General features: G+C 73.9%; 21 protein-coding genes. 12 read left to right on the forward strand and 9 right to left on the reverse strand.

The genetic code is table 11. The annotated features are described in order from the left end of the window. Positions 1-27: 27 nt before the first annotated feature. Positions 28-975, reverse strand: coding sequence for an AEC family transporter (locus ACZ5WG_RS15195; protein ID WP_468723344.1), 948 nt, complete (start codon positions 973-975; stop codon positions 28-30). Between the two features lie 84 nt (positions 976-1,059). Between ACZ5WG_RS15195 and ACZ5WG_RS15200 the strand changes: the two genes are divergently transcribed. The 5 genes from ACZ5WG_RS15200 to ACZ5WG_RS15220 all read left to right on the forward strand — a co-directional run bounded on the left by ACZ5WG_RS15200 (position 1,060) and on the right by ACZ5WG_RS15220 (position 6,090). Then, positions 1,060-2,433, forward strand: coding sequence for a sensor histidine kinase (locus ACZ5WG_RS15200; protein ID WP_468723345.1), 1,374 nt, complete (start codon positions 1,060-1,062; stop codon positions 2,431-2,433). Then, a complete protein-coding gene (locus tag ACZ5WG_RS15205) occupies positions 2,430-3,110 on the forward strand; it encodes a response regulator (RefSeq protein ID WP_468723346.1) in 681 nt (226 codons plus the stop codon). Before ACZ5WG_RS15200 ends, ACZ5WG_RS15205 begins: the two co-directional genes overlap by 4 nt. Positions 3,111-3,247: 137 nt before the next feature. Beyond that, positions 3,248-4,291 (forward strand): alpha/beta hydrolase, encoded by a 1,044-nt coding sequence (locus tag ACZ5WG_RS15210; protein WP_468723348.1) that lies wholly within the window; start codon positions 3,248-3,250, stop codon positions 4,289-4,291. After that, positions 4,288-5,499 carry an acyltransferase family protein gene (locus ACZ5WG_RS15215; RefSeq protein ID WP_468723350.1) on the forward strand — a complete coding sequence of 404 codons (1,212 nt, stop codon included), beginning with the start codon at positions 4,288-4,290 and terminating at the stop codon, positions 5,497-5,499. Before ACZ5WG_RS15210 ends, ACZ5WG_RS15215 begins: the two co-directional genes overlap by 4 nt. Before the next feature lie 165 nt (positions 5,500-5,664). Beyond that, entirely contained in the window at positions 5,665-6,090 is a 426-nt protein-coding gene (locus tag ACZ5WG_RS15220) for a hypothetical protein (protein ID WP_468723352.1), read from the forward strand. Positions 6,091-6,163: 73 nt separating this feature from the next. Here ACZ5WG_RS15220 and ACZ5WG_RS15225 read toward each other — a convergent pair whose 3' ends face one another. Next, positions 6,164-6,586, reverse strand: coding sequence for a DUF350 domain-containing protein (locus ACZ5WG_RS15225; protein WP_266637178.1), 423 nt, complete (start codon positions 6,584-6,586; stop codon positions 6,164-6,166). Between the two features lie 115 nt (positions 6,587-6,701). Between ACZ5WG_RS15225 and ACZ5WG_RS15230 the strand changes: the two genes are divergently transcribed. Further along, positions 6,702-8,534: a GNAT family N-acetyltransferase gene (locus tag ACZ5WG_RS15230; RefSeq protein WP_468723353.1), complete on the forward strand. Its 1,833-nt coding sequence runs from the start codon at positions 6,702-6,704 to the stop codon at positions 8,532-8,534. Here the strand turns inward: ACZ5WG_RS15230 and ACZ5WG_RS15235 are convergent. Next, a complete protein-coding gene (locus ACZ5WG_RS15235) occupies positions 8,492-10,585 on the reverse strand; it encodes an AMP-binding protein (RefSeq protein WP_468723355.1) in 2,094 nt (697 codons plus the stop codon). The two genes, ACZ5WG_RS15230 and ACZ5WG_RS15235, sit on opposite strands and share 43 nt — an antisense overlap. Positions 10,586-10,714: 129 nt before the next feature. On the opposite strand from ACZ5WG_RS15235, the gene ACZ5WG_RS15240 reads away from it, so the two are divergent. From ACZ5WG_RS15240 to ACZ5WG_RS15255, 4 genes are all read left to right on the forward strand, one after another. Next, entirely contained in the window at positions 10,715-12,616 is a 1,902-nt protein-coding gene (locus ACZ5WG_RS15240; protein ID WP_468723356.1) for an ABC transporter ATP-binding protein, read from the forward strand. 62 nt (positions 12,617-12,678) lie between these two features. Next, the gene (locus tag ACZ5WG_RS15245; protein ID WP_468723358.1) at positions 12,679-13,068 is read left to right on the forward strand and encodes a VOC family protein; all 390 of its coding nucleotides are present in this window, start codon (positions 12,679-12,681) and stop codon (positions 13,066-13,068) included. A 53-nt stretch (positions 13,069-13,121) separates the two neighbouring features. Beyond that, positions 13,122-14,249 carry a DNA polymerase III subunit beta family protein gene (locus tag ACZ5WG_RS15250; protein WP_468723360.1) on the forward strand — a complete coding sequence of 376 codons (1,128 nt, stop codon included), beginning with the start codon at positions 13,122-13,124 and terminating at the stop codon, positions 14,247-14,249. A gap of 160 nt (positions 14,250-14,409) precedes the next feature. After that, positions 14,410-15,261 carry an NAD(P)-dependent oxidoreductase gene (locus ACZ5WG_RS15255; RefSeq protein ID WP_468723362.1) on the forward strand — a complete coding sequence of 284 codons (852 nt, stop codon included), beginning with the start codon at positions 14,410-14,412 and terminating at the stop codon, positions 15,259-15,261. A gap of 158 nt (positions 15,262-15,419) precedes the next feature. On the opposite strand, the gene ACZ5WG_RS15260 is transcribed toward ACZ5WG_RS15255, so the two are convergent. Further along, complete coding sequence (locus tag ACZ5WG_RS15260; protein ID WP_468723364.1) at positions 15,420-16,340, reverse strand: hypothetical protein; 921 nt, start codon at positions 16,338-16,340, stop codon at positions 15,420-15,422. Positions 16,341-16,390: 50 nt separating this feature from the next. Continuing rightward, positions 16,391-17,107 carry a FadR/GntR family transcriptional regulator gene (locus tag ACZ5WG_RS15265; RefSeq protein WP_468723366.1) on the reverse strand — a complete coding sequence of 239 codons (717 nt, stop codon included), beginning with the start codon at positions 17,105-17,107 and terminating at the stop codon, positions 16,391-16,393. Between the two features lie 105 nt (positions 17,108-17,212). Between ACZ5WG_RS15265 and ACZ5WG_RS15270 the strand changes: the two genes are divergently transcribed. Next, a complete protein-coding gene (locus ACZ5WG_RS15270) occupies positions 17,213-17,788 on the forward strand; it encodes a gluconokinase (RefSeq protein WP_468723368.1) in 576 nt (191 codons plus the stop codon). A 10-nt stretch (positions 17,789-17,798) separates the two neighbouring features. Further along, positions 17,799-19,196, forward strand: a complete 1,398-nt coding sequence (locus tag ACZ5WG_RS15275; protein ID WP_468723370.1) for a GntT/GntP/DsdX family permease — start codon at positions 17,799-17,801, stop codon at positions 19,194-19,196. A 150-nt stretch (positions 19,197-19,346) separates the two neighbouring features. Here ACZ5WG_RS15275 and ACZ5WG_RS15280 read toward each other — a convergent pair whose 3' ends face one another. The 4 genes from ACZ5WG_RS15280 to ACZ5WG_RS15295 are packed head-to-tail and all read right to left on the reverse strand — an operon-like array spanning position 19,347 to position 21,883. Beyond that, on the reverse strand, positions 19,347-19,577 hold the full coding sequence (locus ACZ5WG_RS15280; protein ID WP_468723372.1) for a hypothetical protein: 231 nt from the start codon (positions 19,575-19,577) through the stop codon (positions 19,347-19,349). After that, positions 19,574-20,350, reverse strand: a complete 777-nt coding sequence (locus ACZ5WG_RS15285) for a hypothetical protein (RefSeq protein WP_468723374.1) — start codon at positions 20,348-20,350, stop codon at positions 19,574-19,576. The genes ACZ5WG_RS15280 and ACZ5WG_RS15285 overlap by 4 nt, the downstream gene beginning before the upstream one ends. A gap of 35 nt (positions 20,351-20,385) precedes the next feature. After that, positions 20,386-21,657 carry a cytochrome P450 gene (locus ACZ5WG_RS15290; RefSeq protein WP_468723376.1) on the reverse strand — a complete coding sequence of 424 codons (1,272 nt, stop codon included), beginning with the start codon at positions 21,655-21,657 and terminating at the stop codon, positions 20,386-20,388. A gap of 49 nt (positions 21,658-21,706) precedes the next feature. Beyond that, positions 21,707-21,883 carry a hypothetical protein gene (locus tag ACZ5WG_RS15295; RefSeq protein ID WP_468723378.1) on the reverse strand — a complete coding sequence of 59 codons (177 nt, stop codon included), beginning with the start codon at positions 21,881-21,883 and terminating at the stop codon, positions 21,707-21,709. Positions 21,884-21,943: the final 60 nt, after the last annotated feature.

Consider the following 21,943-nt stretch of genomic DNA (forward strand, 5'->3'; position numbering starts at 1 on the left):
GATCGGCCGAGCGCCGGATCGGCCCCCTCAGGCGGCCACGGTCTGCAGCCAGACGGGGAGCAGCAGCAGGGAGACCACCGAACTCTTGATCACCAGCGAGGCGGAGAGGTCCACGCCGACGTCGTAGCGCTGGGCGAAGACGAACAGGTTCTGCGGGGTCGGCATCGCGGCGATCAGGACGAGGTACGTCAGCCACTCCCCCCGTACGCCGAACAACAGCCCGCACACCGCCCAGGCCAGCAGCGGGAAGCCGAGGCACTTGAAGGCGATGAGGGCCAGCTCCTCGCGGCCGGTGCCCCGGATGTCCAGCCCCAGGCCGCCGAGGTGGAGCCCGAGGGCGAACAGGGCGATCGGCGAGGCGCTGTCGCCGACGAAGGCGGCCCCGTCCAGGACCACCTTCGGGACGTGCACCGAGAGCAGGTTGAGCAGGATCCCGGCATTGCAGGCGAGTACCAGCGGGGTCGAGAGCGAGGCGCCGACGGCCCGCAGGAGCCGCTGCCCGGGACCGCCCGAGGCCGGGCCTGCGCGGCCCAGCTCCATGATGGAGATGACGACGAGGGACAGCACACAGACCTGGAACAGCAGGACGGGGAAGATCGGCGCGGCGGTCCCGAAGAGGGTGATGAACACCGGGACGGCGAAGTAGGCCGTGTTCACCTGGACTCCGGCCATCACGCGCAGCGCCACGTCGCGGGGCTCCCGGATACCGCGGGCGCCCGAGGCGAACGCGATGGCGAGCGCCGCGAGGGCGGCGGCCGCGGCGTAGGCGCCGATGGCCCGCCAGTTGAAGAGGGCGCCCAGGTCGCTGGCGTAGATGTTGCCGAAGAGGTAGCAGGGGACGGCGAAGAGGAAGGCGTAGTCGGCGAAGGCCTTGGAGGCTTCGGCCGGGACGATCTTGCGGCGGGCGAGCAGTACGCCGCCGCCGAAGGCCAGCAGCACCGGCACGAGCTTCTCGAGTGCGGCTGCCGTGCCCATGTGTACCGGCTCCCCTGTGATCGACCGCGAGCAGCCTACCCTTGCCTGCCCGGAGGCCCCGAGGCCGCTTAGGCTGGTCCGATCATGAGCGATCGCGATGAAGCCCGCCCCCGTACGCCGGCCCCCGCGAGGGCGGCCCGGGCGCCGATGCGGTTCGCGGTGGTGCTGCGCACACCCGCCCGGGCGGCGGAACCCCTGTTCGCGCAGGCGCCGAAGGCCTGGCAGCGGATGCTGCCGTACATCGTCGTAGGCATCTTCGTGGTGTCGCTGCTGCCGACGACCATCGCCGTGCTGACCGACGACTACAAGGCGGGTGGCGGCTGGGCGGGGGCGCTGGGCGTGGCCCAGACCCTGCCGCTGCTGCTCGCGGTGACGCGGCCGCTGCTCGCGTGGGCCCTGGTCCTGCTCGCGGACACGGTCGGGGCGGTGGTGCTGACGCACGCCGACAAGGTGGCCGGGCACGCCTGGCCGTGGACCCCGATGGCGATCGTCGGCTACCTGCTGCTGATGATCTGCCTGGGACTGCGCGAGTCCATCCGGACGCTGGTCGCGGTGTGGCTGGTGACGGGCGCCGTCAGCGTGGTGCTGGGCTTCTACCAGCCCGACGGAGTGACCACCACGACCGCCCTCCTCTTCGTGCTCAGCGGCAGCTTCCTCGCCGTGACCGGCGCGTTGCGCGGGATCGGCGACGCCCAGCAGCGGATCGCCGAGCAGGAGAGCATCAGCGAGGCCGAGCGGGCCCGGCGGACCCTGCTCGAGGAGCGCGCGCGGATCGCCCGGGAGTTGCACGACGTGGTGGCCCACCACATGTCGGTGATCACCGTGCAGGCGGATTCCGCGCCGTACCGGCTGCCCGGCATGCCGGAGCCGGTGCAGGAGGAGTTCGCGGCGATCGCGGCGAGTGCGCGCGAGTCGCTGGGCGAGATGCGGCGGCTGCTGACGGTGCTGCGCAGCGATGGGGCGAACGGCGGGAACGGCGGCAACGGGACGTCCGGCAGCGGGGGCGCACTGGCCCCGCAGCCGGGGATCGGCAGGATCCAGCAGCTGGTGGAGGCGACCGTACGGGCCGGACAGCCGGTTGAGTTGTCGCTCGCCGCCGGGGCGGCGCAGGCGGCTCCGCCGGCCGTGGACCTGTCGGCGTACCGGATCGTGCAGGAGGCCCTCGCGAACGTGGTGCGGCACGCGCCGGGGGCCGAGACCCGCATCTCGGTGACGCACGATGCCGAGGAGGTCCTCGTGCTCGTGGTGAACGGCCCGGCGGCGCGGGATGACGCGGTGGCGCTGGAGAGTTCGGGCACCGGGCACGGGCTGGTCGGAATGCAGGAACGCGTACGGTTGACGGGCGGGACGCTGGACACCGGTCCGCTGCCGGACGGCGGCTTCCGGGTCGCGGCCCGCCTGCCCCTGAACGAACCGACGAACGAACCGACGAACGACCCGACCGAGGACGCCAGTTGACCATCCGCGTGATCATCGTCGACGACCAGGCCATGGTGCGGGCGGGGTTCGCCGCCCTGCTGTCGGCGCAGGCCGACATCGACGTGGTGGGCGAGGCCCCCGACGGACGGCAGGGGGTGCAGGTCTCGCGCACCGTGCATCCCGACGTGGTGCTGATGGACGTTCGCATGCCGGAGATGGACGGGCTGACGGCCGCCCGGGAGCTGCTCAGCCCGCCGCCGGGGGTCGTCCACCGGCCGAAGGTGCTCATGCTGACCACCTTCGACATCGACGACTACGTGTACGAGGCGCTGCGCGCGGGCGCCTCCGGGTTCCTGCTGAAGGACGCGCCGCCGGCCGACCTGATCGCGGCGGTCCGGGTGGTCGCGTCGGGCGAGGCGCTGCTGGCGCCCTCGGTGACCCGGCGGCTGATCGCGGACTTCGTCCAGCAGCGGCCGGCCCCGCGCAAGGACCCGGCGCTGCGGCTGAACGGGCTGACCCCTCGGGAGACCGAGGTACTGGAGCTCATCGCGCGCGGGCTGTCGAACCAGGAGATCGCCGGGCACCTGGTGCTGGCGGAGCAGACGGTGAAGACGCACATCGGACGGGTGCTGGCCAAGCTCGACCTGCGGGACCGGGCGCAGGCCGTGATCTTCGCGTACGAGGCGGGGCTGGTGCGGCCGGGCGACTCCGGCTGAGGCCTGCCCCGGCCCGGCGCAGCGCATCTCCTCCACCCCCTACCGGGGTATGACATCCGACTTGGCTCCACGGTCCGACGCCCGGCCCGGCACCTCCTTCCTACCTTCCTCCCCGTCACGAGGAGAGGAGAAGGGGCATGCGCCGCTTCGGAAGGACCCTGGTCACGGCCGCACTGGCCGTGGCCGTGGTCGGGGGGACCGCGGGATGGGCCTCCGGCGACAGCCAGCAAGCCGTCACCGGACCGCCGCCCGGCACCGCCGCCTGGCGGGCCGACACCGCGTCCGGCCGCTCGCTCCCCGACCCCGCGAGCGCCTCACCGCACGACGTGGCCCGGTTCTTCGCCGGGCTGGACGAGGCCGGGCGCCGGGAGCTCGTACGGCACCACCCGCTGGTGGCCGGCAACCTCGACGGGGCCCCGGTCACCCTCAGGTACGAGGCCAACCGGCTGGCCGTCCTCGCGACCGGCGAGGCTCGCTACGCCTCGCTCGCCTCGCCGGGGCGGCAGATCCTCGCGTTCGACCCGCGCGGGCGCGGCCAGGTCGTCGAGGTCTTCGGGGATCTGGAACGGGCCGCGCACGTGTCGGTGATCGTGCCGGGTTCCGACAGCGACGCCACCACGTACGACGCGAAGCGCGCGCCGAACACCGGTCCGGCCGGGATGGCCCGGTCGCTGCACGCCGCGGCCGGCGAGAACACCGCGGTGGTGGCCTGGACCGGCTACACCACCCCCGTCGGAGTCGGTCTGGACGCGGCGTCCGGGCGGCTCGCGAAGGCGGGCGCGGACCGGCTGGCCCGGTTCACGGCGGGGCTCGACGCGGTCGGCGCGCCCGACCCGGTGCTGTTCTGCCACAGCTACGGCTCGGTGGTGGGGGGCCTTGCCGCCCGGCACACGGACGCCACCGACATCGTCGTGTTCGGCTCCCCCGGCATGCGCGCCGGCAACGCGGCCGGCCTGCACACCGCGGCCCGCGTCTGGGCGGCCCGGGGGCCCTCCGACTGGATCGCCGACGTGCCGAACGTGCAGCTCGCCGGGATCGGCCACGGCACCGATCCGGCCTCCGCCGCCTTCGGCGCCCGCAAGGTGCCCGCCGCCGACGTACAGGGCCACACCGGCTATCTCGCACCCGGTAGCCAGTCCCTGGCGGCCTTCGCCGCCATCGCGAGGGGAGAGGCCCGGTGAGCGCTCTGACCCTGCTCAGGGGGACGGCGGACCGGATCGAGCGGCAGACCCCCGCCCACCGGGACCGGGCCGTCGACGGGCTGCGCGCCCTCGCCCTGCTGGCCGTGCCGACCGGGCACTGGCTCCTGGGCGGCTTCACCCTCGACGGGGAGGGCGCTCTGCACAATGCCAGCCCGCTGTCCGCGTTCGGCGGGCTCGCGCCGGCCAGCTGGGTGCTCCAGATGCTGGGCGTCTTCTTCCTGGTCGGCGGCTATGCCTCGGTGCTCTCGTACCACCGCCGCACGGGGTCCGCCGGGGCCTGGCTGAAGGGCCGGATCGCCCGGCTGGGGCGGCCGGTGCTCGGGGTCGCGGCGGTGTGGGCGCTGGCCGCGCCGGTGCTGTACGCGGCGGGGGTGCCGGAAGCCACGCTGCGGACGGGGGCCACCCTGGTGATCCAGCCGCTGTGGTTCGTCGGGGTGTACGTGGTGGTCACCGCGCTGACCCCGTACTGCGTACGGGCGGCGCACCGGCTCGGCGGCTGGGCTGCGGCCCCGCTGCTCACCGCGGTCGCGGTGGTGGACTTCCTGCGTTACGGGCCGCTCGCCGACTCCGTGCCCTCGTGGCTGGCGCTGGTGAACATCCTGCCGGGCTGGCTGTTCGCGTACCAGCTGGGCGTGTCCTGGGGCGAGCGGCGGATCGGGCGGCGCGGGGCCTGGCTACTGCTGGCGGGCGGGACCGTGCTGTTCGCGGCTCTGCTGACGGTGTTCCACTACCCGGCGTCGATGGTCGGCGTACCGGGCGAGGCGCGGACCAACTCGCACCCCCCGTCGCTGCTGGTGCTGGCCCTGGCCGCGGCGCAGTCGGGGGCGGCCTTGCTGCTGCGGGACCGGCTGGCGAAGCTGCTCGCCCGGCCGGTGCTGTGGGCCCCGGTGGTCGTGATCAACCTGTGCGCGATGACGATCCTGTGCTGGCACCAGACGGCCATGCTCGCGGCGGCCGTACCCGGTTCGTTCGCGGGAGGGCTGGCGGGTCTGACGACGGCGCCGGACAGCCCGGGGTGGATCGCGGCGCGGCTGGCGTGGATGCCGGTGTTCGCGGCGCTGCTGGTGGGCATCGCCCGGTACGCGCGCCGGTTCGAGGAGCCGTGGAAGCGGGCCACGGCGGTGCGGCGGACGCTCGCGGGACTGCTGGCGGCCGCTTTCGCGGTGTTCGCCCTGGGTCTGGCCTGATGATTCGGCTCGGCGATGGGTGAGCCGGGGCGATTAGCAGGACCGTTGCGGTCCGTCAAGCCACGGAATGCAGGGGCATGACGCGAGGCGCGGGCAGGGGGTTACTGGACATGGGCACACGTAGTGGCCCACCCGCATCGGCCCACTCACTCAAGGAGAACTCCCATGACGCACCCCTTTCGGATGCGGCGTATGTTCGTGTTCGCTGCCTCGACCGCCGCCGCTGCAGGCGCCGTGCTGTTGCCCACCGGGGCCTTCGCCGCCACTCCGGCGACGGCGCACACCGTCGTGAGCGACGGCGACATCGGCTCGCCCGACGCACGCCTTCCCAACGACGAGCCCCATGTCTCCAACCTTCTCCTGATCACTCCCAAGGACAGTGACGAGGGCAGGATCATCGTCAAGCCCGACACCACCCAGGACGGACAGGGCAAGGGTGACGTGGTCAAGCAGGGCCCGGGCAAGGTCCGCCCCGGCAAGAACGACCGCAACGACGACACGCGAGTGACGGTTCCCGAAGGGGAGCGCGTGTGGATCTGTGTCACCGCGCCCTGCGGTCCCCCGTCGCACGGCTCGAGCGTGGCCACTTAGGCGACCTGGTGGCCCGTGCCGAGAGCGCCGCTCCCCCCGGGGAGCGGCGCTCTCGGCACGGTCAGGAAACGGGTCAGGCGATCGAGGCCGCGACGATGGCGGCCACCGCCAGGTTGCAGCAGGCCGTGACCCAGACCGCCGGGTGCGGTTCCGGGTCGACGACGATGGCGCCGAGCTTGCCGGGGGTCACCCAGTCCAGCACCAGGAAGGCCACGCCCATCAGGACCAGGCCGAGCAGGCCGAAGGCGGCGGTGGACAGCAGGCCCTTGCCGAAGTCGTCGTACGTGGTCCAGATCGAGGTGAAGACGATCCCGCCGACGCCGATGAGCGCGGAGCTCAGCATGACGGCCGCGTTCCGGTTGCGCTCCTCCCAGATCTGCTTGGGGAGCTTCCCGGGCGTCAGCACGTCCACCAGGACGATGCCGAGGATCAGCAGCACCAGGCCGAGGGCACCGAAGGCGCTGGTACGGCCAAGTCCGTTGATGATGTCGCTCATTGAGAAGCCGTTCTCCGCGGGGGTAGGAAGGTCCTGCCGTACCTGACGCGTACCTGCCGTCAGGGTGGCCGAATCTATCGCACGGTCTTGCGGCAGACCATGGGGAGGTCAGGGAATGGTAAAGCTCAGAGCGGCGGGGGCCGGTGAGGCGGAGTCGCTCACCGCGCTGGTGGTTCGTTCCAAGGCGTACTGGGGGTACGACGCGGATTTCCTGGCCTCCTGCGCGCACGAACTGCGGATCCGGGCCGGCGAGGTGGCGGACCGCCGGATCGTGGTGGCCGAGGACGCCTCCGGCGGGCGGGTGCTGGGGCTCGCCTCCCTGGAGGGCGCGGCGCCGGTGGCGCGGCTGGGGCTGCTGTTCGTGGAGCCGGAGGCCATCGGGCGGGGCGTGGGCCGACGGCTGTACCGGGATGCACTGGGCCGGGCCGCCGGACTGGGGTTCCGCAGACTGCTGATCGACGCCGATCCGCATGCGGCGGGGTTCTACCGGGCCATGGGCGCACTGACTTCACCCGCGTCCTGCCGGCCGGGCGACGACGACGTGCCCGCCGGCCTGGTGCGGTTCGAGGCGGCGCCCGCGCCGCTCGCCGACTGGGCACGGGCCTGGACCGGCGGCGGACCGGCCGTGCACGTGGGCAATGTCGCCGAGTACAACGCCCAGTTCGCCGACGCCTCCTTGGACCGCGAACAGCGGGCCGCGCACCACTACGCCTGCCTGGCCGCGTTCTACAGCCCGTGGCCGCGGGCGCTGGTGCTGCCCGCGGCGGTGCCGCGGGGCTGGATCGAGCGGGTCTGCCACGTCTTGGAATGGGAGGGGCCGGAAGGGGAGGGGGTGGAGGTGTACGACGGCCTGGTGGGCGGCGGTCCCGGGCTGTCGGCTGCCGTACGGGCCCGCCCGGCGCTGGCCGGGCGGCTGACCGCGGCCGGGCTGCCCCTCGTACCGTGGGGCCGGACGGAGGCGTTCGCGCGGCTGACCGGACGGCCGTGGCGGCCGCGCGAGCTGCAGTACGAGTCGAAGGCGGCGGCGCACGGCCTGTTCGCACGGATCCTGGCGGGCGGCGGGCATCCCCGGATCGTGCTCCCCGCCCAGTGGCCGGCCGCCAACCGGCGGGCGGCGGCCCGGCTGCTGGCCGCCCGGGCCGAGGCGGGCGAGAGCACCGTTCTCAAATCGGAGCACGGTGTCGGCGGTTCGGGCACCACGGTGGTGACACCGGACCGGGTCCGGGCGGCGGGCGGCGCCCGCGCGGTGCTGCGCGCTCTGCCGCGCGGGCCGCTGCTGGTGGAGGAGTACGTGGCCGGCCCGACGGAGCCCGGCGCACCGCGCGACCTGACGTACGACGGGTTCGTGGACGGGCCGGGCCGGGTGCACGAGGTCGGCGGCGCGGTGATGGACGTGGTGGGCACCGGGTACCGCGGTGCCACGGTGGGCCCCGGGGTGGTGCCCGCATGGGCGGAGAAACCGCTGCTCGCCTTCGGGGAAGCGGTGGGCCGGGAGCTGGCGGCCGCCGGCTACCGCGGCTGGTTCGACGTGGACTTCGTCGCCGACGGCGCGGGGCGGCTGGCGCCGACCGAGACGAACCTGCGGCTCACCGGGCCGTCCGTGGCCTTCATGGTGGCGGCCCGGCTCGACGCGCTGCGGGGCGCGGGCCATCTCGTACGGATCGTGGACCGGGTGGACCTGGGGGCCAGGCTGCCCGAGGCGCCGCTCGAAGAGCTGTGCGAGACGCTGGCCCGCCGCTGCGCGGAGCTCGGGGCGGTGTTCCTCCCGGCGATCCCGACCGGCGCCTTCGACGCGGCGCCCTGGCTGGGCGTGCTCGTGGCCGCGCACAGCAGGGAGGTGCTGGACTCGGCCGAGGCACTGGTACGGGCGGAGGCGATCGCCGTCGGGGCGGCATTCGCCGAAGATCAGCGGATGCCGGAGCCGCCGGGGGCGTCGGCCTCGTCATAGTCGAACGGCGAAGGCGGTTTCCGGGTGATGTAGAGGGCGACGATGGCGGCCGCGATCATCAGCGGGATGTTGAAGACGTAGACGAGGGCGGCCTGGAGCGGCCAGTCCTGCTTGGCCGCCAGCCGGTAGAAGTTGTCCTGCGGCCACCAGGCGAGGAGCAGGTAGGCCACCGCCAGGTGCGCGGCCGTCGTGAGGCCGGGGCGGTGGCCGGGTCCGTGGCGCAGCATCCTGGCGCGGCCTCCGAAGAGGAACATCAGCCCGGTGGCGAATGCGGCTCCCTCGAACAGGTAGAGCACGAAGAACAGGGACGCCCACGGGTGGGGCACACCGCTCAGGTCGGTCGAGCCCGGCCAGAAGATCTTCGAGAGGACGAAGAAGATCAGGCCGGTGGCGATCAGGAACGGAATGCCGCAGCCGGCGAGCCCGAGCGGTGTGAGGGTGCCACTGCCGGCGGCCGTGTACTTTCCGGAGCCCCCCGCGGCATTCCCCCGGCCCGGCTTCGCCGTGAGCACGGGCTGGGGCAGAGCCTCCCGGTTCTCCTGGCCCGCGCGGTTGCGGGGCAGGGTGCGGAGCCGGATCACGGCCTGCGGGATCTGCGCCCGCGGCACCTTCCCCTCGAGGTGTTGGCGGAGCCGGCCGCCGTCCGGCAGATCGGCGGCCGGGGGCCAGGACTGAGCGTCGGCGGGCGGTGCCACGTGGGCGACCAGTCTGCGCGCACCGCTTCCGCCCTCCGGGATCTCGGCCACGAGCGCTGCACCGATGTCGTGGTGGCTCCGGATGACGGCTTCGACGGCGTGCGGGTCGAACACGCCGTCGGCCGTGGCGATCCGGTCGCGCATCCGGCCCCGGAACTCCAGCAGCCCGTCGGGGCGGATCTCCGCGAGGTCGCCGGTGGGAATCGCGTCGCCGCCGTCGGGCGGGGTGAGGCGCAGCTGTCCGTCACGGACGTCCGCGCGGCAGCCGGGGAAGGGTGAGCCGATCAGGCAGAGCTGCTCGGGGTCGTCCAACGGCCGGGGCAGCTGGGGCAGTTCGAACCAGGTGCCGGTGCCCGCCGTCTCGGTGAGCCCGTACACGTTGAGCAGCCGGGCGCCGGCCCGGAGCCTGCCCTGCAGGGCGTCCTGCTCGTCGAGGAACAGCCGGTCCCCGGTGACCGTGACCAGTCGCAACGACCCCAGGGCCGGGTCGAAGTCGCGGCGACCGCGCGCGCGGCCCGCAGATCCCGCGCGGGGTCCGGCGGCTGTTGCGGCGTCGTGCAGGAGGAGCCGGGTCGCACCCGGCGGGTCGGTGTGCACCACGCTGACCTGCTCGGTTTTGACCGCCCGGCGGATCCCCTCGGGCGTCCAGGGCGTGCGCTCGGGCACGACGAGGGCGCCGCCCGAGCACAGGGCCCGGGTCCAGCCGGCCGCGAACGGGGTGAGGTCGGGGCCGTGGGTGATCAGGTGACGGTCCTCGGGGACCGGCCGGATGACCTCGGCCCAGGCCTCGTGGGCGGCGAGCAGCCGGGCGTGGCCGACGGGGACGGCGCGCGGGAACGCCGCTCCGGTGAACAGGACGGCGGCCGTCGCGCCGGGCTCGGTCCGCTCCGGCGCTGCGGTGGGCCGGCCGGCCGTCTCGGCAGCCTCCGCGCCGAGGCGGATCACCCGCAGCCCGCTGCCGTCGTCCAGCCGGGCGTGGTGCGCGGCGTCGGTGAGCAGGACGTACGGTGTGAGGGCCGCGAGTTGCCGCTGCCCGGTGAGCGGAACCTCGACGTCTATGACGGCGTAGGCCCCGCCGGCCTTGAGGGCGGCGAGGAGGGCGACGACTATCTCGGTCCGGCGGGCGGTCCCGATGGCCACGACGGCGCCGGGCGCCAGTCCGTCGGCTATCAGGTGATGCGCCAACTGGTTGGCGCGGGCGTTCAGTTGCCCGTACGTGAGGCTGTTCACGCCGGCGATGACGGCGTATGCCTGCGGGGTCTCCCGCGCCTGTAGCTCGAACAGGTGCAGGACGGTGTCGGTGGTCGTCCGACCGGAGTGACCGGACCCTGGTTCCTGCGTCGATCCCTGCGTCATCCCCCGATGATGGCACCCCCCGCTGACAGTCCACAGGATGCGTGAACATCCCTCGTACGGGCGGGGGTTCGACACCGATCCGGCCAATGCATTGACCTCAAGTTTGGTTTAGGTCTTAGCGTTCCCCCCATGGACATGGAAGTCACCGCCTGGACATCGCTGCACAGCGCGATGAACGCCCAGCAGGACCGGCGCCCGCTCTCCCGGGCGAGCCTGCGCCGGGTCGCCGCATTCGCCCGCCCGCACCGCCGCGGGCTCACCCTGTTCCTGCTGCTCAGCGTGGTGACCGCACTGCTCGCGGTGGCCACCCCGGTCCTCGCCAGCCGGGTGGTCACCGCCATCGTGGACGGCCGGGACAGCGGTGCGGTCACCCGGCTCGCCCTGCTCATCGCGGTGATCGCGGTCGCGGAGGCGGGACTCGGGCTGCTCACCCGCAAGCTGTCGGCCACGCTCGGGGAGGGGCTGATCCTGGACCTGCGGACGGCCGTCTTCGACCACGTGCAGCGGATGCCGGTGGCCTTCTTCACCCGGACCCGGACCGGGGCTCTGGTCAGCCGGCTCAACAACGATGTGATCGGCGCCCAGCGGGCGTTCAGCAACACCCTGTCCGGGGTGGTCGCCAACACGGTGACCCTGCTGCTGACGCTGGCCGTGATGCTGGGCATCTCCTGGCAGATCACCCTGCTGGCCCTCGTCCTGCTGCCGGTGTTCGTGCTGCCGGCGCGCCGGATGGGGACGCGGATGGCCGCGATGCAGCGAGAGGCGTCGACGCTGAACGCGGCGATGGGCACGCAGATGACGGAGCGTTTCTCCGCGCCGGGCGCCACCCTCGTCAAACTCTTCGGGCGGCCCGCCGACGAGTCCGCGGAGTTCGCGGCGCGGGCGGCGCGCGTACGGGACATCGGGATCCGTACGGCGATGGCCCAGTCGGCGTTCATCACCGCGCTCACCCTGGTCTCTGCCCTCGCGCTCGCGCTCGTCTACGGGCTCGGCGGGTACTACGCCCTGCGCGGGACCCTGGACGCCGGGAACGTCGTCGCCCTCGCCCTGCTCCTGACCCGGCTGTACGCCCCGCTGACCTCGCTCGCCGGGGCCCGCGTCGAGGTGATGAGCGCCCTGGTGAGCTTCGAGCGGGTCTTCGAGATCCTCGACCTGAAGCCGCTGATCGCCCAGAAGCCGGACGCCCGCCGGGTACCGGACGGGCCGGTGGCCGTGGAGTTCGACCGGGTCTCCTTCGGCTACCCCTCCCCCGACAAGGTCTCGCTCGCCTCGCTGGAGGAGGTCGCGGTACTCGACGCCCGCGGCGGTACGCAGGTCCTGCACGAGGTGTCGTTCCGCGCCGAGCCCGGTCAGATGATCGCCCTGGTCGGCTCGTCCGGCGCGGGCAAGTCGACCATCGCGCAGCTGCTGCCGCGGCTGTACGACGCCGATGCGGGCGCCGTCCGCCTGGGCGGGGTCGACGTACGGGACCTCACGGCCGACTCCATCCGGGAGACGCTCGGCATGGTCACCCAGGACGGACACCTGTTCCACGAGTCGGTGCGGTCCAACCTGCTGCTGGCCCGGCCGGATGCGGGCGAGGAGGAGATCTGGGAGGCCCTGCGGCGCTCGCGGCTGGACGGGCTGGTCGCCTCCCTCCCGGACGGCCTGGACACGGTGGTCGGCGAGCGCGGCTACCGTCTCTCGGGCGGTGAGCGGCAGCGGCTGACCATCGCGCGGCTGCTGCTGGCCCGGCAGCGGGTGGTGATCCTGGACGAGGCCACGGCGCACCTGGACTCCACCTCGGAGGCGGCGGTGCAGGAGGCCCTGGGCGAGGCCCTGGCGGGCCGGACCGCAGTGGTCATCGCGCACCGGCTGTCGACCGTACAGGCGGCCGACCTGATCCTGGTGGTCGAGGACGGCCGGGTCGTGGAGCGCGGGACGCACCCGGAGCTGCTGGCCGCGGGCGGGCGGTACGAGGAGCTGTACCGGACCCAGTTCGCCGCGGCGGATGCCGCCCCGGGCGGCGCCGTACCGGCTGCGGGAGCATGATGCCGGGAGGCCCTCATGCGGCGGGCCGCTGCCGACCACCGACCTTGGAGCGTGGAGCACCGATGGACATCAAGCTGGAGCTGGTCGCCGTCCCCGTCACCGACGTCGACCGGGCCAAGTCCTTCTACGAGCGGATCGGCTTCCATGCCGATCACGACGTCACCGTGAGCGAGGACATCCGCTTCGTGCAGCTGACCCCGCCGGGGTCGGCCTGCTCGATCGCCCTGGGCAAGGGCCTCACCCGGATGGCCCCGGGGTCGCTGGACAACCTGCAGGTCGTCGTCACCGACATCGAGGAGGCGTACGAGGACCTGCGCGGCCGGGGCGTCGAGGTGACGGAGATCCAGGACATGCCGTGGGGCTCGTTCGTCTACTTCTCCGACCCCGACGGCAACGGCTGGGCGGTGCAGCAGACGACGCCGCGCACGGCGGCCGAGAGCCAGGAGAGCTAGCTATCCGGCGGTGAGTTGACCTTCGAGCAGGATGAAAGTCGACAATCGCGGTCATGGACGACACCGACGACACCTCGCCCGATCTGATGACCATCAGCGCGTTCGCCCGCAGGGTCGGACTCGCACCCAGCGCCCTGCGCTTCTACGACGACTGCCGCGTGCTGCTGCCCGCCCACGTGGACCCCGCGACCGGCTACCGCCACTACACCGCCGCGCAGCAGCCGCGGGCCGTGCTGCTCCGCGATCTGCGCGCCGCCGGGCTGGCGCTGGCCGATGTGGTCGCCGTACTCGACGGGCCGCCCGAGGGGGTCCGGGAGGTGCTGGAGCGGCACCGGTCCGCGGTCCGGGAGCGCGGGCGGGCCGCCGACGCGGCGATCGGGGCGGTGCTGGGCGGACTGCCCGGCGGCCCTGCGGTCACCGAGTTCACACTCGGCGGAGCCGAGTTGGCCAGCGCGGCCCGGCAGGTGGCGCCGGCCGCCGGGCGGGACCCGGGGCATCCCGTCCTGGGCTGTGTGCTGGTGGAGTTCGAGGAGGACGAGGTCCGCTTCGTGGCCACCGACCGCTACCGGTTCGCCCTGCGTACGCTGCGGCCCTCGGCGCTGACCGGGCCGCCGGGCCGGTTCCTGATCGAGGCGGACGCCCTGGTCGCGCTGGGGACGTGGGCGGCCCGGGTCGCCGAGGTGACGGTGACCGCCGGCCCCGAGGGGGCGCCGGTCCCGCTCACGGTCCGGCATCCGGGCGGCTCCCGCGAAGTGGTGCCGTCCGACGGCGCGTTCCCCGCGTACCGGGACATGCTGGCGGCCCTCGACGGCCCCGCCCACCGGGTGGTCGTGGACCGGGCCGCGCTGATCGCCGCCCTCGACTCGTGCGGCGCCGCCGTCCCGGCCGTCGAGGTGGAACTGGGCCGCGACCGGCTGCTCGTGTCCCGGCCGGACACCGGCGCCTGCGCCGCCCGGCTGGCCGCCGTACGCGAGGAGGCGGAGCCGGTGCGGATCGGCTTCGACCCCGCGGTGCTGGCGCCGGCCCTGGAGGCGGCCGTCGGGCCGGACGTCCTGCTGGAGATCTCCTTGGCGCCCGCCCGGCCGGTCCTGGTCCGCTCCGCCGACCAGGGCAGCTTCACGACGCTGGTCATGCCCGTCGCCCTGCCCGCCCGACCGGGCGGCGGAGGTCAGGCCTCTTGAATCCGGAACCGGAGGCCGTCCGGCCACCGGCGCGGCGGGCGGCCGGACCCGGGTGATCGGACTCCGGGTCCGGGCGGCGCCGGGCGTGGGGTGACCCTCCGGTGGCGCACGGCATCCAGACTGGGCGGCAACTGGACGTATCGGGAAGGGAAGTGACGCCGTGGAGACTGTCGCACTGCTGGGCACCGGGATCATGGGCTCGGGGATGGCCCGGAACCTGCTGCGGGCCGGGTTCGAGCTCCGGGTGTGGAACCGGACCCGGGAGAAGGCCGAGCCGCTGGCTGCCGAGGGTGCGGTCGTCGTGGCCGGCCCGGCCGAGGCGGTCGACGGGGCCGATGTGGTGCTGACCATGCTGACGGACGGCTCGGCGGTGGCGCAGGCGATGGCCGCGGCCGTGCCGGGGCTGCGGGCCGGGCAGGTGTGGGCGCAGATGAGCACGGTCGGCGTGGTCGCGCTCGAGGAGCTCGCCGGCTTCGCCCGGGAGCACGGCCTGGTGTTCGTGGACGCCCCGGTGCAGGGGACCCGGCAGCCCGCGGAGGCCGGGACGCTGGTGGTACTGGCCTCCGGACCGGCGGATCCGCGGCTGGAGCCGGTGTTCGCCGCGGTGGGCGGCAAGACGCTCCGGGCCGGGGAGGAGGCGGGGGCGGCGACCCGCCTGAAGCTGACGACGGTGGGGTACGCGATCACCTTGACGGCGGCGGTCGGTGAGGCCCTCGCGCTGGCGGAGGGCCTGGGGGTGGACCCGGGCCTGTTCGCCCAGGCGTTGACCGGCGGCCCGATGGACAACCCGTACCTCCAGGCGAAGATGAAGGCGGTCCTGGAGCGGGACTTCGCCCCGAGCTTCACGGTGCACGGCGCCGAGAAGGACACCGGCCTGATCGCGGAGGCGGCGGACCGGGCGGGCGTGGCCGTCGACCTGGCCCGGGCCACCGCGGCCCGTCTCCACCGCGCGGCGGCACGCGGCCACGCCGAACAGGACATGGCCGCCGCCTACTTCGCCGGCACTCCCTGAGGGCTGTCCCGTAATCCCCGGCGGGCGCACGATGACAGCTGCGGCACCTCGCCGCGTTGCCGGAACGCCCATATACGCCCGGTATGACGACGCTCCTCCGCCTTGCGATGCACCGCATCCGACGCCGCGCGCTGATCCACCGGGGATCGGGACGGCCCCTAGGCCATCGCGGCGTGCAGGCGGCGCATGACCGCCATCAGTTCGTCGGGCGGGACCACGGAGAAGGACCGGGTCGCCTCGTCGATCTGCGTCAGGCTCGTCACGGCGCCCTGGTGCCACCAGTACAGCCGCGGTGAGAGGGGGCCCGGATTGCCGTCCTGGTAGGCACCGAGCCCGAAGGCGGCCAGGTCGTTGACGGCGTCGACCACGTGGTGGTCCGCCAGCGGGTGGAAGACCAGGTGGTGCCGGCTGGGCACGGTGAACAGGGCGCCGTCGGCAGGAAGATGACTTCCCGTCACGGAGCGGACGAGCTCGTCGAGGACCAGCGCCTTGCTCGCGACGAACATGGACTCGCCCGAGACGATGTGCAGCAGCCCACCGCTCTGCGTGCGGGTGGTCTCGTACTCGACGGGCTCGGCGACCAGGTTGGCGCGGCCGGCGGTGCGCAGCGCTTCGAGGCCGATGCGGGCGACGTCCTGGTCGTCGAGGATCCGTACGGCGTCGGGGAGGTCGACTGCGAGCGTCTCCAGCAGTCCGGGGGCGATGCGGCGGGTGTAGCTGAAGGAGGGGGCGGCCTGCGGCGGGATGGAGTCCTCGGGCACGAGCCGCAGGTACGCGCTGCGCAGCGTCCGGTCAGGGGCGTCCGCCGTCGAGCGGGAGGCGTTGTCGAGGGCGGTGAAGTGCTGCTCCACGATGCGGGGCCAGTCCCGCGGGTCGGCGTGGCGCACGAACTCGGCGAGGTTGTGCAGGGCCCGGATGCCCTGGGGCGCGTGGACGGAGTCGCCGGCCACGGTGACCTGTACGCCCTGGCCGGCATGGTGACGGTGCACCAGTTCCCGGAGGTGTTCGGCCTGGCGGGTCGTCAGGGTGGGGAGGTGGGGATCGTACGAGGTGGCGGACTTGGACCTGAAGAACTTCATGGGCCGACTCTATTGAATGACTTGTTCCGCTCTGTCGGCCGGGAGGCCCGTCACGGGGAGGTGGGCGCCGGCGCGAGGACGTCGAGTTCCTCCAGGGCGCCCATCGCGATCTGCCGGGTCAGGGCCTCGGCGCGGGCCGCGTCGCCTTCCCGTACGGCCTCGGCGACCTGGACGTGCAGGGTGACGGCGGCCGGGTCGGGGTCGTGGAACATCACCGCGTGCTGCGTACGGCCGGTCAGGACCTCGGCGACGACATCGCCGAGCCGGGCGAACATCTCGTTGCCGGAGGCGTTCAGCACGATCCGGTGGAATGCGATGTCGTGGTGCAGGTAGCCGTCGAGCTGGTGGCCGCGCGAGGTGCGGACCATGCCGAGGGCGGCCTCCGTCAGGGCGGCGCACTGGTCGGGGGTGGCCCGGGCGGCGGCGAGGCCGGCCGCGACCGGCTCGATCGCGGAGCGCAGCACGGTCAGGGAGCGCAGCTGGCGGGGGCGGTCGGTGCCGGCGAGGCGCCAGCGGATGACGCGCGGGTCGTAGACGTTCCACTCCTCGGTCGGGCGCACGGTGACGCCGACCCGGCGGCGGGACTCGACCAGTTGCATGGATTCGAGCACGCGGACGACCTCGCGGACCACGGTGCGCGAGGCGTCGAAGCGCTCGGCGATCTCGTCGGTGCGCAGGACGCTGCCGGGCGGGTGCTCCCCCGCGGTGATCGCCAGGCCGAGGGTGTCCAGCACGTGGGAGTGGAGTCCCCGGCCTTCAGTGGTCATGGCGTAAGCGTACGGCGACCCCTCGGCGAACCAAAGATGTGATGTTTACTGCCGAACCCTTGAATAAGTACTACTTAATAGGTTTCAGTGAGGGCGCACGAACCGATGTCGGCGAAGACAGCGAGGTACGAAGTGAGCGGCACCCAGCGCGTGCTGGTGGTGATGGGCGTGGCCGGCACGGGCAAGACGACCGTGGGCAGGCTGCTCGCGGACGCGCTCGGCGTTCCGTACGTGGAGGGCGATGCGTTCCACCCGGCGGCCAACGTCGCCAAGATGTCCGCCGGGATTCCGCTGGACGACGCCGACCGGTGGCCCTGGCTGGACGCCATCGGCGAGCGGATCCGCGCCCGGCCCGCGGGCCGGGGCGCGGTGGTGGCCTCGTCGGCGCTCAAGCGCGCCTACCGCGACCGCCTGCGCAGCGCCGCGCCCGACGCGGTGTTCGTGCACCTCACCGGAGAACGCCCGCTGATCGAGCGGCGGATGGCGGCCCGCACGGGCCATTTCATGCCGGCCGCCCTGCTGGATTCGCAGTTCGCCACGCTGGAGCCGCTGCGGCAGGACGAACTCGGCGTCGTCGTCGACGTGTCCGGATCACCCGAGGAGATCACCGAACGGGCCTTGGCCGCGCTGTCCGCGCTGCCTGGCGTGTTCCCGCCCGCCGCTCCCTCCCGAGAAAGCTGAGGAACCCACCGTGACAGGTCTCAGCGTCGAGATACTGGCGGCGGCCGCGCCCGCCCCGATCACCTCGGCCGGGGACGCCCAGCTGGGCGTGGCCGTCCTCGCGGGCATAGCCGTCATCGTCCTGCTCATCACCCGCCTCAAGCTGCACGCCTTCCTGGCGCTGACGGTCGGCTCGCTCGCCCTCGGGGTGTTCGCGGGCGCCCCGCTGGGCAAGACCATCGCCAGCTTCACCGCCGGGCTCGGCGCCACGGTCGCGGGGGTCGGCGTACTGATCGCGCTCGGCGCGATCCTGGGCAGGCTGCTCGCGGACTCGGGCGGCGCGGACGAAATCGTCGACACCATCCTCGCCAAGGCCAAGGGCCGGGCGATGCCCTGGGCCATGGTGCTGATCGCCTCGGTGATCGGGCTGCCGCTCTTCTTCGAGGTCGGCATCGTGCTGCTGATCCCGGTGGTGCTGCTCGTGGCCAAGCGCGGCAACTACTCGCTGATGCGGATCGGCATCCCGGCGCTGGCAGGCCTGTCCGTGATGCACGGGCTGGTCCCGCCGCACCCCGGCCCGCTCGTAGCCATCGACGCGCTGCACGCGAACCTCGGCGTCACCCTCGCCCTCGGCGTGCTGGTGGCGATCCCGACGGTCATCATCGCCGGGCCGCTCTTCTCCAAGTTCGCGGCCCGCTGGGTGGACATCCCGGCGCCCGAGCACATGATCCCGCAGCGGCCGTCGGCGGAGCTCGAGCACCGCCCCCGGTTCGGGGCGACGGTGTTCACCGTGCTGCTGCCGGTGGCGCTGATGCTCGTGAAGGCGTTGGTGGACATCGTTGTCGACGACCCGGAGAACGGCCTGCAGCGGGTCACGGACGTCGCGGGATCCCCGCTGATCGCCCTGCTCACGGCAGTGCTGGTGGGCATGTTCACCCTCGGCCGGGCGGCCGGGTTCACCAAGGAACGGATCTCCACGACCGTGGAGAAGTCGCTGGCCCCGATCGCGGGCATCCTGCTCATCGTGGGCGCGGGCGGCGGGTTCAAGCAGACCCTGATCGACGCGGGCGTCGGCCGGATGATCCTGGAGCTGTCGCAGGGCTGGTCCATCCCGGCCCTGCTGCTGGCCTGGCTGATCGCGGTGGCCATCCGCCTGGCCACGGGCTCGGCGACGGTCGCCACGATCTCGGCGGCCGGTCTGGTGGCCCCGCTCGCCGCGGGCATGTCGACCACGGGGACGGCACTGCTGGTGCTGGCGATCGGGTCGGGCTCGCTGTTCTTCAGCCACGTCAACGACGCCGGGTTCTGGCTGGTCAAGGAGTACTTCGGAATGACGGTCGGACAGACGATCAAGACCTGGTCGGTGATGGAGACCATCATCTCGGTGGTCGGCCTGGGCTTCGTCCTGCTGCTGTCACTCGTCCTCTAAGTACTGTGGCCGGAAAGGCTTGCCGGGGCGCGGCGTCCGGTGCGGTGCATCGCAAGGCGGAGGGCCGCAGCCCGTACCGGACGTACTTGCGCGGTCCGACAACGCGGCGAGGCGCCGTGCCGGGGGGCGCGACCCGGTGAACCTTGCCGGTCACGGCTCTAGCTGCGCCGCGGCCACGGCGAGGCCGTTCGCGGCGGTGGCGCAGCGGTCGGCCAGGGCGGCGACCTCGGCGCGGAACGCGTCGGCCTGCGGGCCCTGCCAGTCCAGCGCTTCGGCGGCGGCGCGCAGCCGGAGCGCGTGGCCGCGCAGGACGACGGAGTGGCTGCGCAGGCCGTCGGCCGGGTCCGGCGGGCCGGATCGCAGCCGGGTGGCGGGGCTCACCGGCTGCGCCAGGGCTGGACGAGGAGGATGCCGCCGGTGCCGATGAGGCCGATGGTGTGGGCGCAGCCTTTGTGCGGACCGGCCGGGGCGGGTGCGGGGCGTCGGCGCGACTCCCGGTCCCGGTCGAAGAACGCCCGTACGGCGGCGCCGAGTCCGAGCAGTGGTTCGGCGGGCACGGCCCGGCCGGTGGCCACCTGCCAGCCCGCGTGGTCGTTGAAGGGATTCACGTCGGTCAGGGCGTTCCACGCGAACAGGTCGGCGAAGGACGGGGACAGCAGCGCGAACGCCCGCTCCGCGCCCCGGTCCCGCACGAGCCGGCGGAACACGCGGACGGCCGCCGCCTGCCGGTCCTCGTCCACGGCGCGGAGGATCGCCGCGCAGTCCGGGTCGTCCAGCAGATCGGGGCGGCCCGCGCTCGCCACCCGGATCCGGGCCTTGAGACCGCACACGGCGAGGCTGACGGCGAGGCTCTCGCGGCCGGTGAGGATCCCGGCGAACCAGCCGGCCCGCGCGACACCCCGGCCGCGCGGGGCCCAGCCCAGGCCCGCCGGATCGGTGAGGGTGCGCAGCAGGGTGCGCCAGCCGAGCCGGGAGCGGGCACGGGCCCGGCGGCGGCTCAGGGCGGCGGCCGGAAGACGGGGGCCGAGGGCCAGTTCGGAGGCGTGCCGGGCGGCTTCGCCGACGGCGTCGGCGGCCTCGGCGAGCTCGCGGCACAGGGCGTCGAGCAGTTCGACGTCCGGGTCGGTGGGCGCGGAGGTCGCGGCGTCGGACATGGAATCCTCGCGGGATGTCGGTGGGGAGGGTGGCTTCAGCGGCGGGTGAGGGTGAGCCTGATGCCGCGCGGGTCCAGTGCCACGGGCAGCGGTCCGGGCGGGTCGAGCACCGGCCGGGTGCCCGTGATGCGGCGCCTGCGCAGGACCTCGGCGCACAGCGCGGTGGTGATGAGCAGGCCCAGCCGGTCGCCCGGGCAGCGGCCCGGGCCGTGCCCGAACGGGGCCATCCGGATGTCCTCGTCCGCGCCGGGGGTCTTCCAGCGGCCCGGTACGAAGACGTGCGCGGCGGGCACGTGTTCCGGGTCGCGCTGGTGGAAGTGGGCGGGCAGCAGGACGGAGGTCCCGGCCGGATGGCGCACCCCCCGCCACTCGGTTTCGGTGCGGGTGACCCGGATCAGGTCGGGCACCGCCGGGTACAGGCGCAGGCACTCCCGTACGCAGGCGCGCAGCCGGGGCAGTTCCCCCGGGGCCGCTGATCCGGCGGCTTCGGCGGCCGCCGCGTCCTGTTCGGCAGGGTGGGCGGCGAGCAGGAGCAGGGTGCGGAGCAGGGTCGCGGGGATGCAGTCCATGGCCCGCAGCACCCGCTCCTCCCGGTCGGCGTATGCGCCGGCCCGGCCGAGCCGGGTGTGCCCGTCGGCCGTCCCGGCGCGCTCCCGGCCGCGGCGGCGCAGCCGGCCGAGCAGGCCGGCGAGTTGCTCGTCCCCCGCGGCCGCGGCGTCGCCGAGCACGATCCGCCGGGCGGCGCGGGCCACGGTGTGCCGGGCGCGGGCCAGGTCGAGGGTGGCGGCGGCGGTCAGGTGCCGGGCCTCCTCGGCGATGATGCTGCGGACGGCCCCGCACGGGCGGATTTCGCCGGCGCCGGACGACACCACGAGGGCTTCGGCTTCGGCTTCGGCTTCGGCTTCGGCTTCGGCTTCGTAGAACTGCCGCAGTTCCTGCCGGTCCAACAGGACGAGTACGGCCCCGGACAGCCCGCGGACGAGGACGGGCGCCCCGCCGTGGCGGGCCCGCAGGGCGCGCAGCGCGTCGGCGGAGAAGACCGGGCGGGCGCCGCCGGAGCCGCGGACGAAGAGCGGGAGGGCGCGGCCGGCGACGAACCGGACGGACCCGGCGCGGCCGGCCCGCGCCTGCTGTCCGCGGGAGACGGCCGCCTGGGTCGTACCGGGACCGGTCATGGCTGCACCGCCTCCCTGGGATCGGGCCGCCGGAGGCCGCGCGGGGCGGCCGGTCCGGGCGGCGGGGTCCTCCGGCGGGCGCCGACGCCGTACGCGCAGCACGTCGAGGGCGGCCTCGTGAAGCGTGCGCATCCGTGTACCTCCGCGCGCAGCCGGAAACCAACGGTCGGTGACATCGAGCTCACCGTACGTCGGCCGCGCGGCGACCGCGCCCCGAGCACGACCCGAGCCGGGCCGGCCCCACGAGCAGCGCGGCGACGTCGAGCCCGGCGGAGCGGTGCGAGGTGAAGGCGCCGCTGCTCAGCGCCCGGGCCGACCGGCGGCGCCGCACGAGGGCACGGCCTCGGCGGCCGGCCACCCCAGCTCGACGAGCACCTCGTCCCGTAGGACTGCGCGCCGGGCCGGTCACGGTCGGGCC

The organism is Streptomyces sp. NPDC032745 (assembly GCF_055579465.1).

Excerpts from the sequence above, each read along its gene's own strand:
- ACZ5WG_RS15195 (WP_468723344.1), bottom strand. The coding sequence starts at position 975 with ATGGGCACGGCAGCCGCACTCGAGAAGCTCGTGCCGGTGCTGCTGGCC.
- ACZ5WG_RS15200 (WP_468723345.1), top strand. The coding sequence starts at position 1,060 with ATGAGCGATCGCGATGAAGCCCGCCCCCGTACGCCGGCCCCCGCGAGG.
- ACZ5WG_RS15210 (WP_468723348.1), top strand. The coding sequence starts at position 3,248 with ATGCGCCGCTTCGGAAGGACCCTGGTCACGGCCGCACTGGCCGTGGCC.
- ACZ5WG_RS15220 (WP_468723352.1), top strand. The coding sequence starts at position 5,665 with ATGACGCACCCCTTTCGGATGCGGCGTATGTTCGTGTTCGCTGCCTCG.
- ACZ5WG_RS15225 (WP_266637178.1), bottom strand. The coding sequence starts at position 6,586 with ATGAGCGACATCATCAACGGACTTGGCCGTACCAGCGCCTTCGGTGCC.
- ACZ5WG_RS15230 (WP_468723353.1), top strand. The coding sequence starts at position 6,702 with ATGGTAAAGCTCAGAGCGGCGGGGGCCGGTGAGGCGGAGTCGCTCACC.
- ACZ5WG_RS15235 (WP_468723355.1), bottom strand. The coding sequence starts at position 10,585 with ATGACGCAGGGATCGACGCAGGAACCAGGGTCCGGTCACTCCGGTCGG.
- ACZ5WG_RS15240 (WP_468723356.1), top strand. The coding sequence starts at position 10,715 with ATGGACATGGAAGTCACCGCCTGGACATCGCTGCACAGCGCGATGAAC.
- ACZ5WG_RS15245 (WP_468723358.1), top strand. The coding sequence starts at position 12,679 with ATGGACATCAAGCTGGAGCTGGTCGCCGTCCCCGTCACCGACGTCGAC.
- ACZ5WG_RS15250 (WP_468723360.1), top strand. The coding sequence starts at position 13,122 with ATGGACGACACCGACGACACCTCGCCCGATCTGATGACCATCAGCGCG.
- ACZ5WG_RS15260 (WP_468723364.1), bottom strand. The coding sequence starts at position 16,340 with ATGAAGTTCTTCAGGTCCAAGTCCGCCACCTCGTACGATCCCCACCTC.
- ACZ5WG_RS15265 (WP_468723366.1), bottom strand. The coding sequence starts at position 17,107 with ATGACCACTGAAGGCCGGGGACTCCACTCCCACGTGCTGGACACCCTC.
- ACZ5WG_RS15270 (WP_468723368.1), top strand. The coding sequence starts at position 17,213 with ATGTCGGCGAAGACAGCGAGGTACGAAGTGAGCGGCACCCAGCGCGTG.
- ACZ5WG_RS15285 (WP_468723374.1), bottom strand. The coding sequence starts at position 20,350 with ATGTCCGACGCCGCGACCTCCGCGCCCACCGACCCGGACGTCGAACTG.
- ACZ5WG_RS15290 (WP_468723376.1), bottom strand. The coding sequence starts at position 21,657 with ATGCGCACGCTTCACGAGGCCGCCCTCGACGTGCTGCGCGTACGGCGT.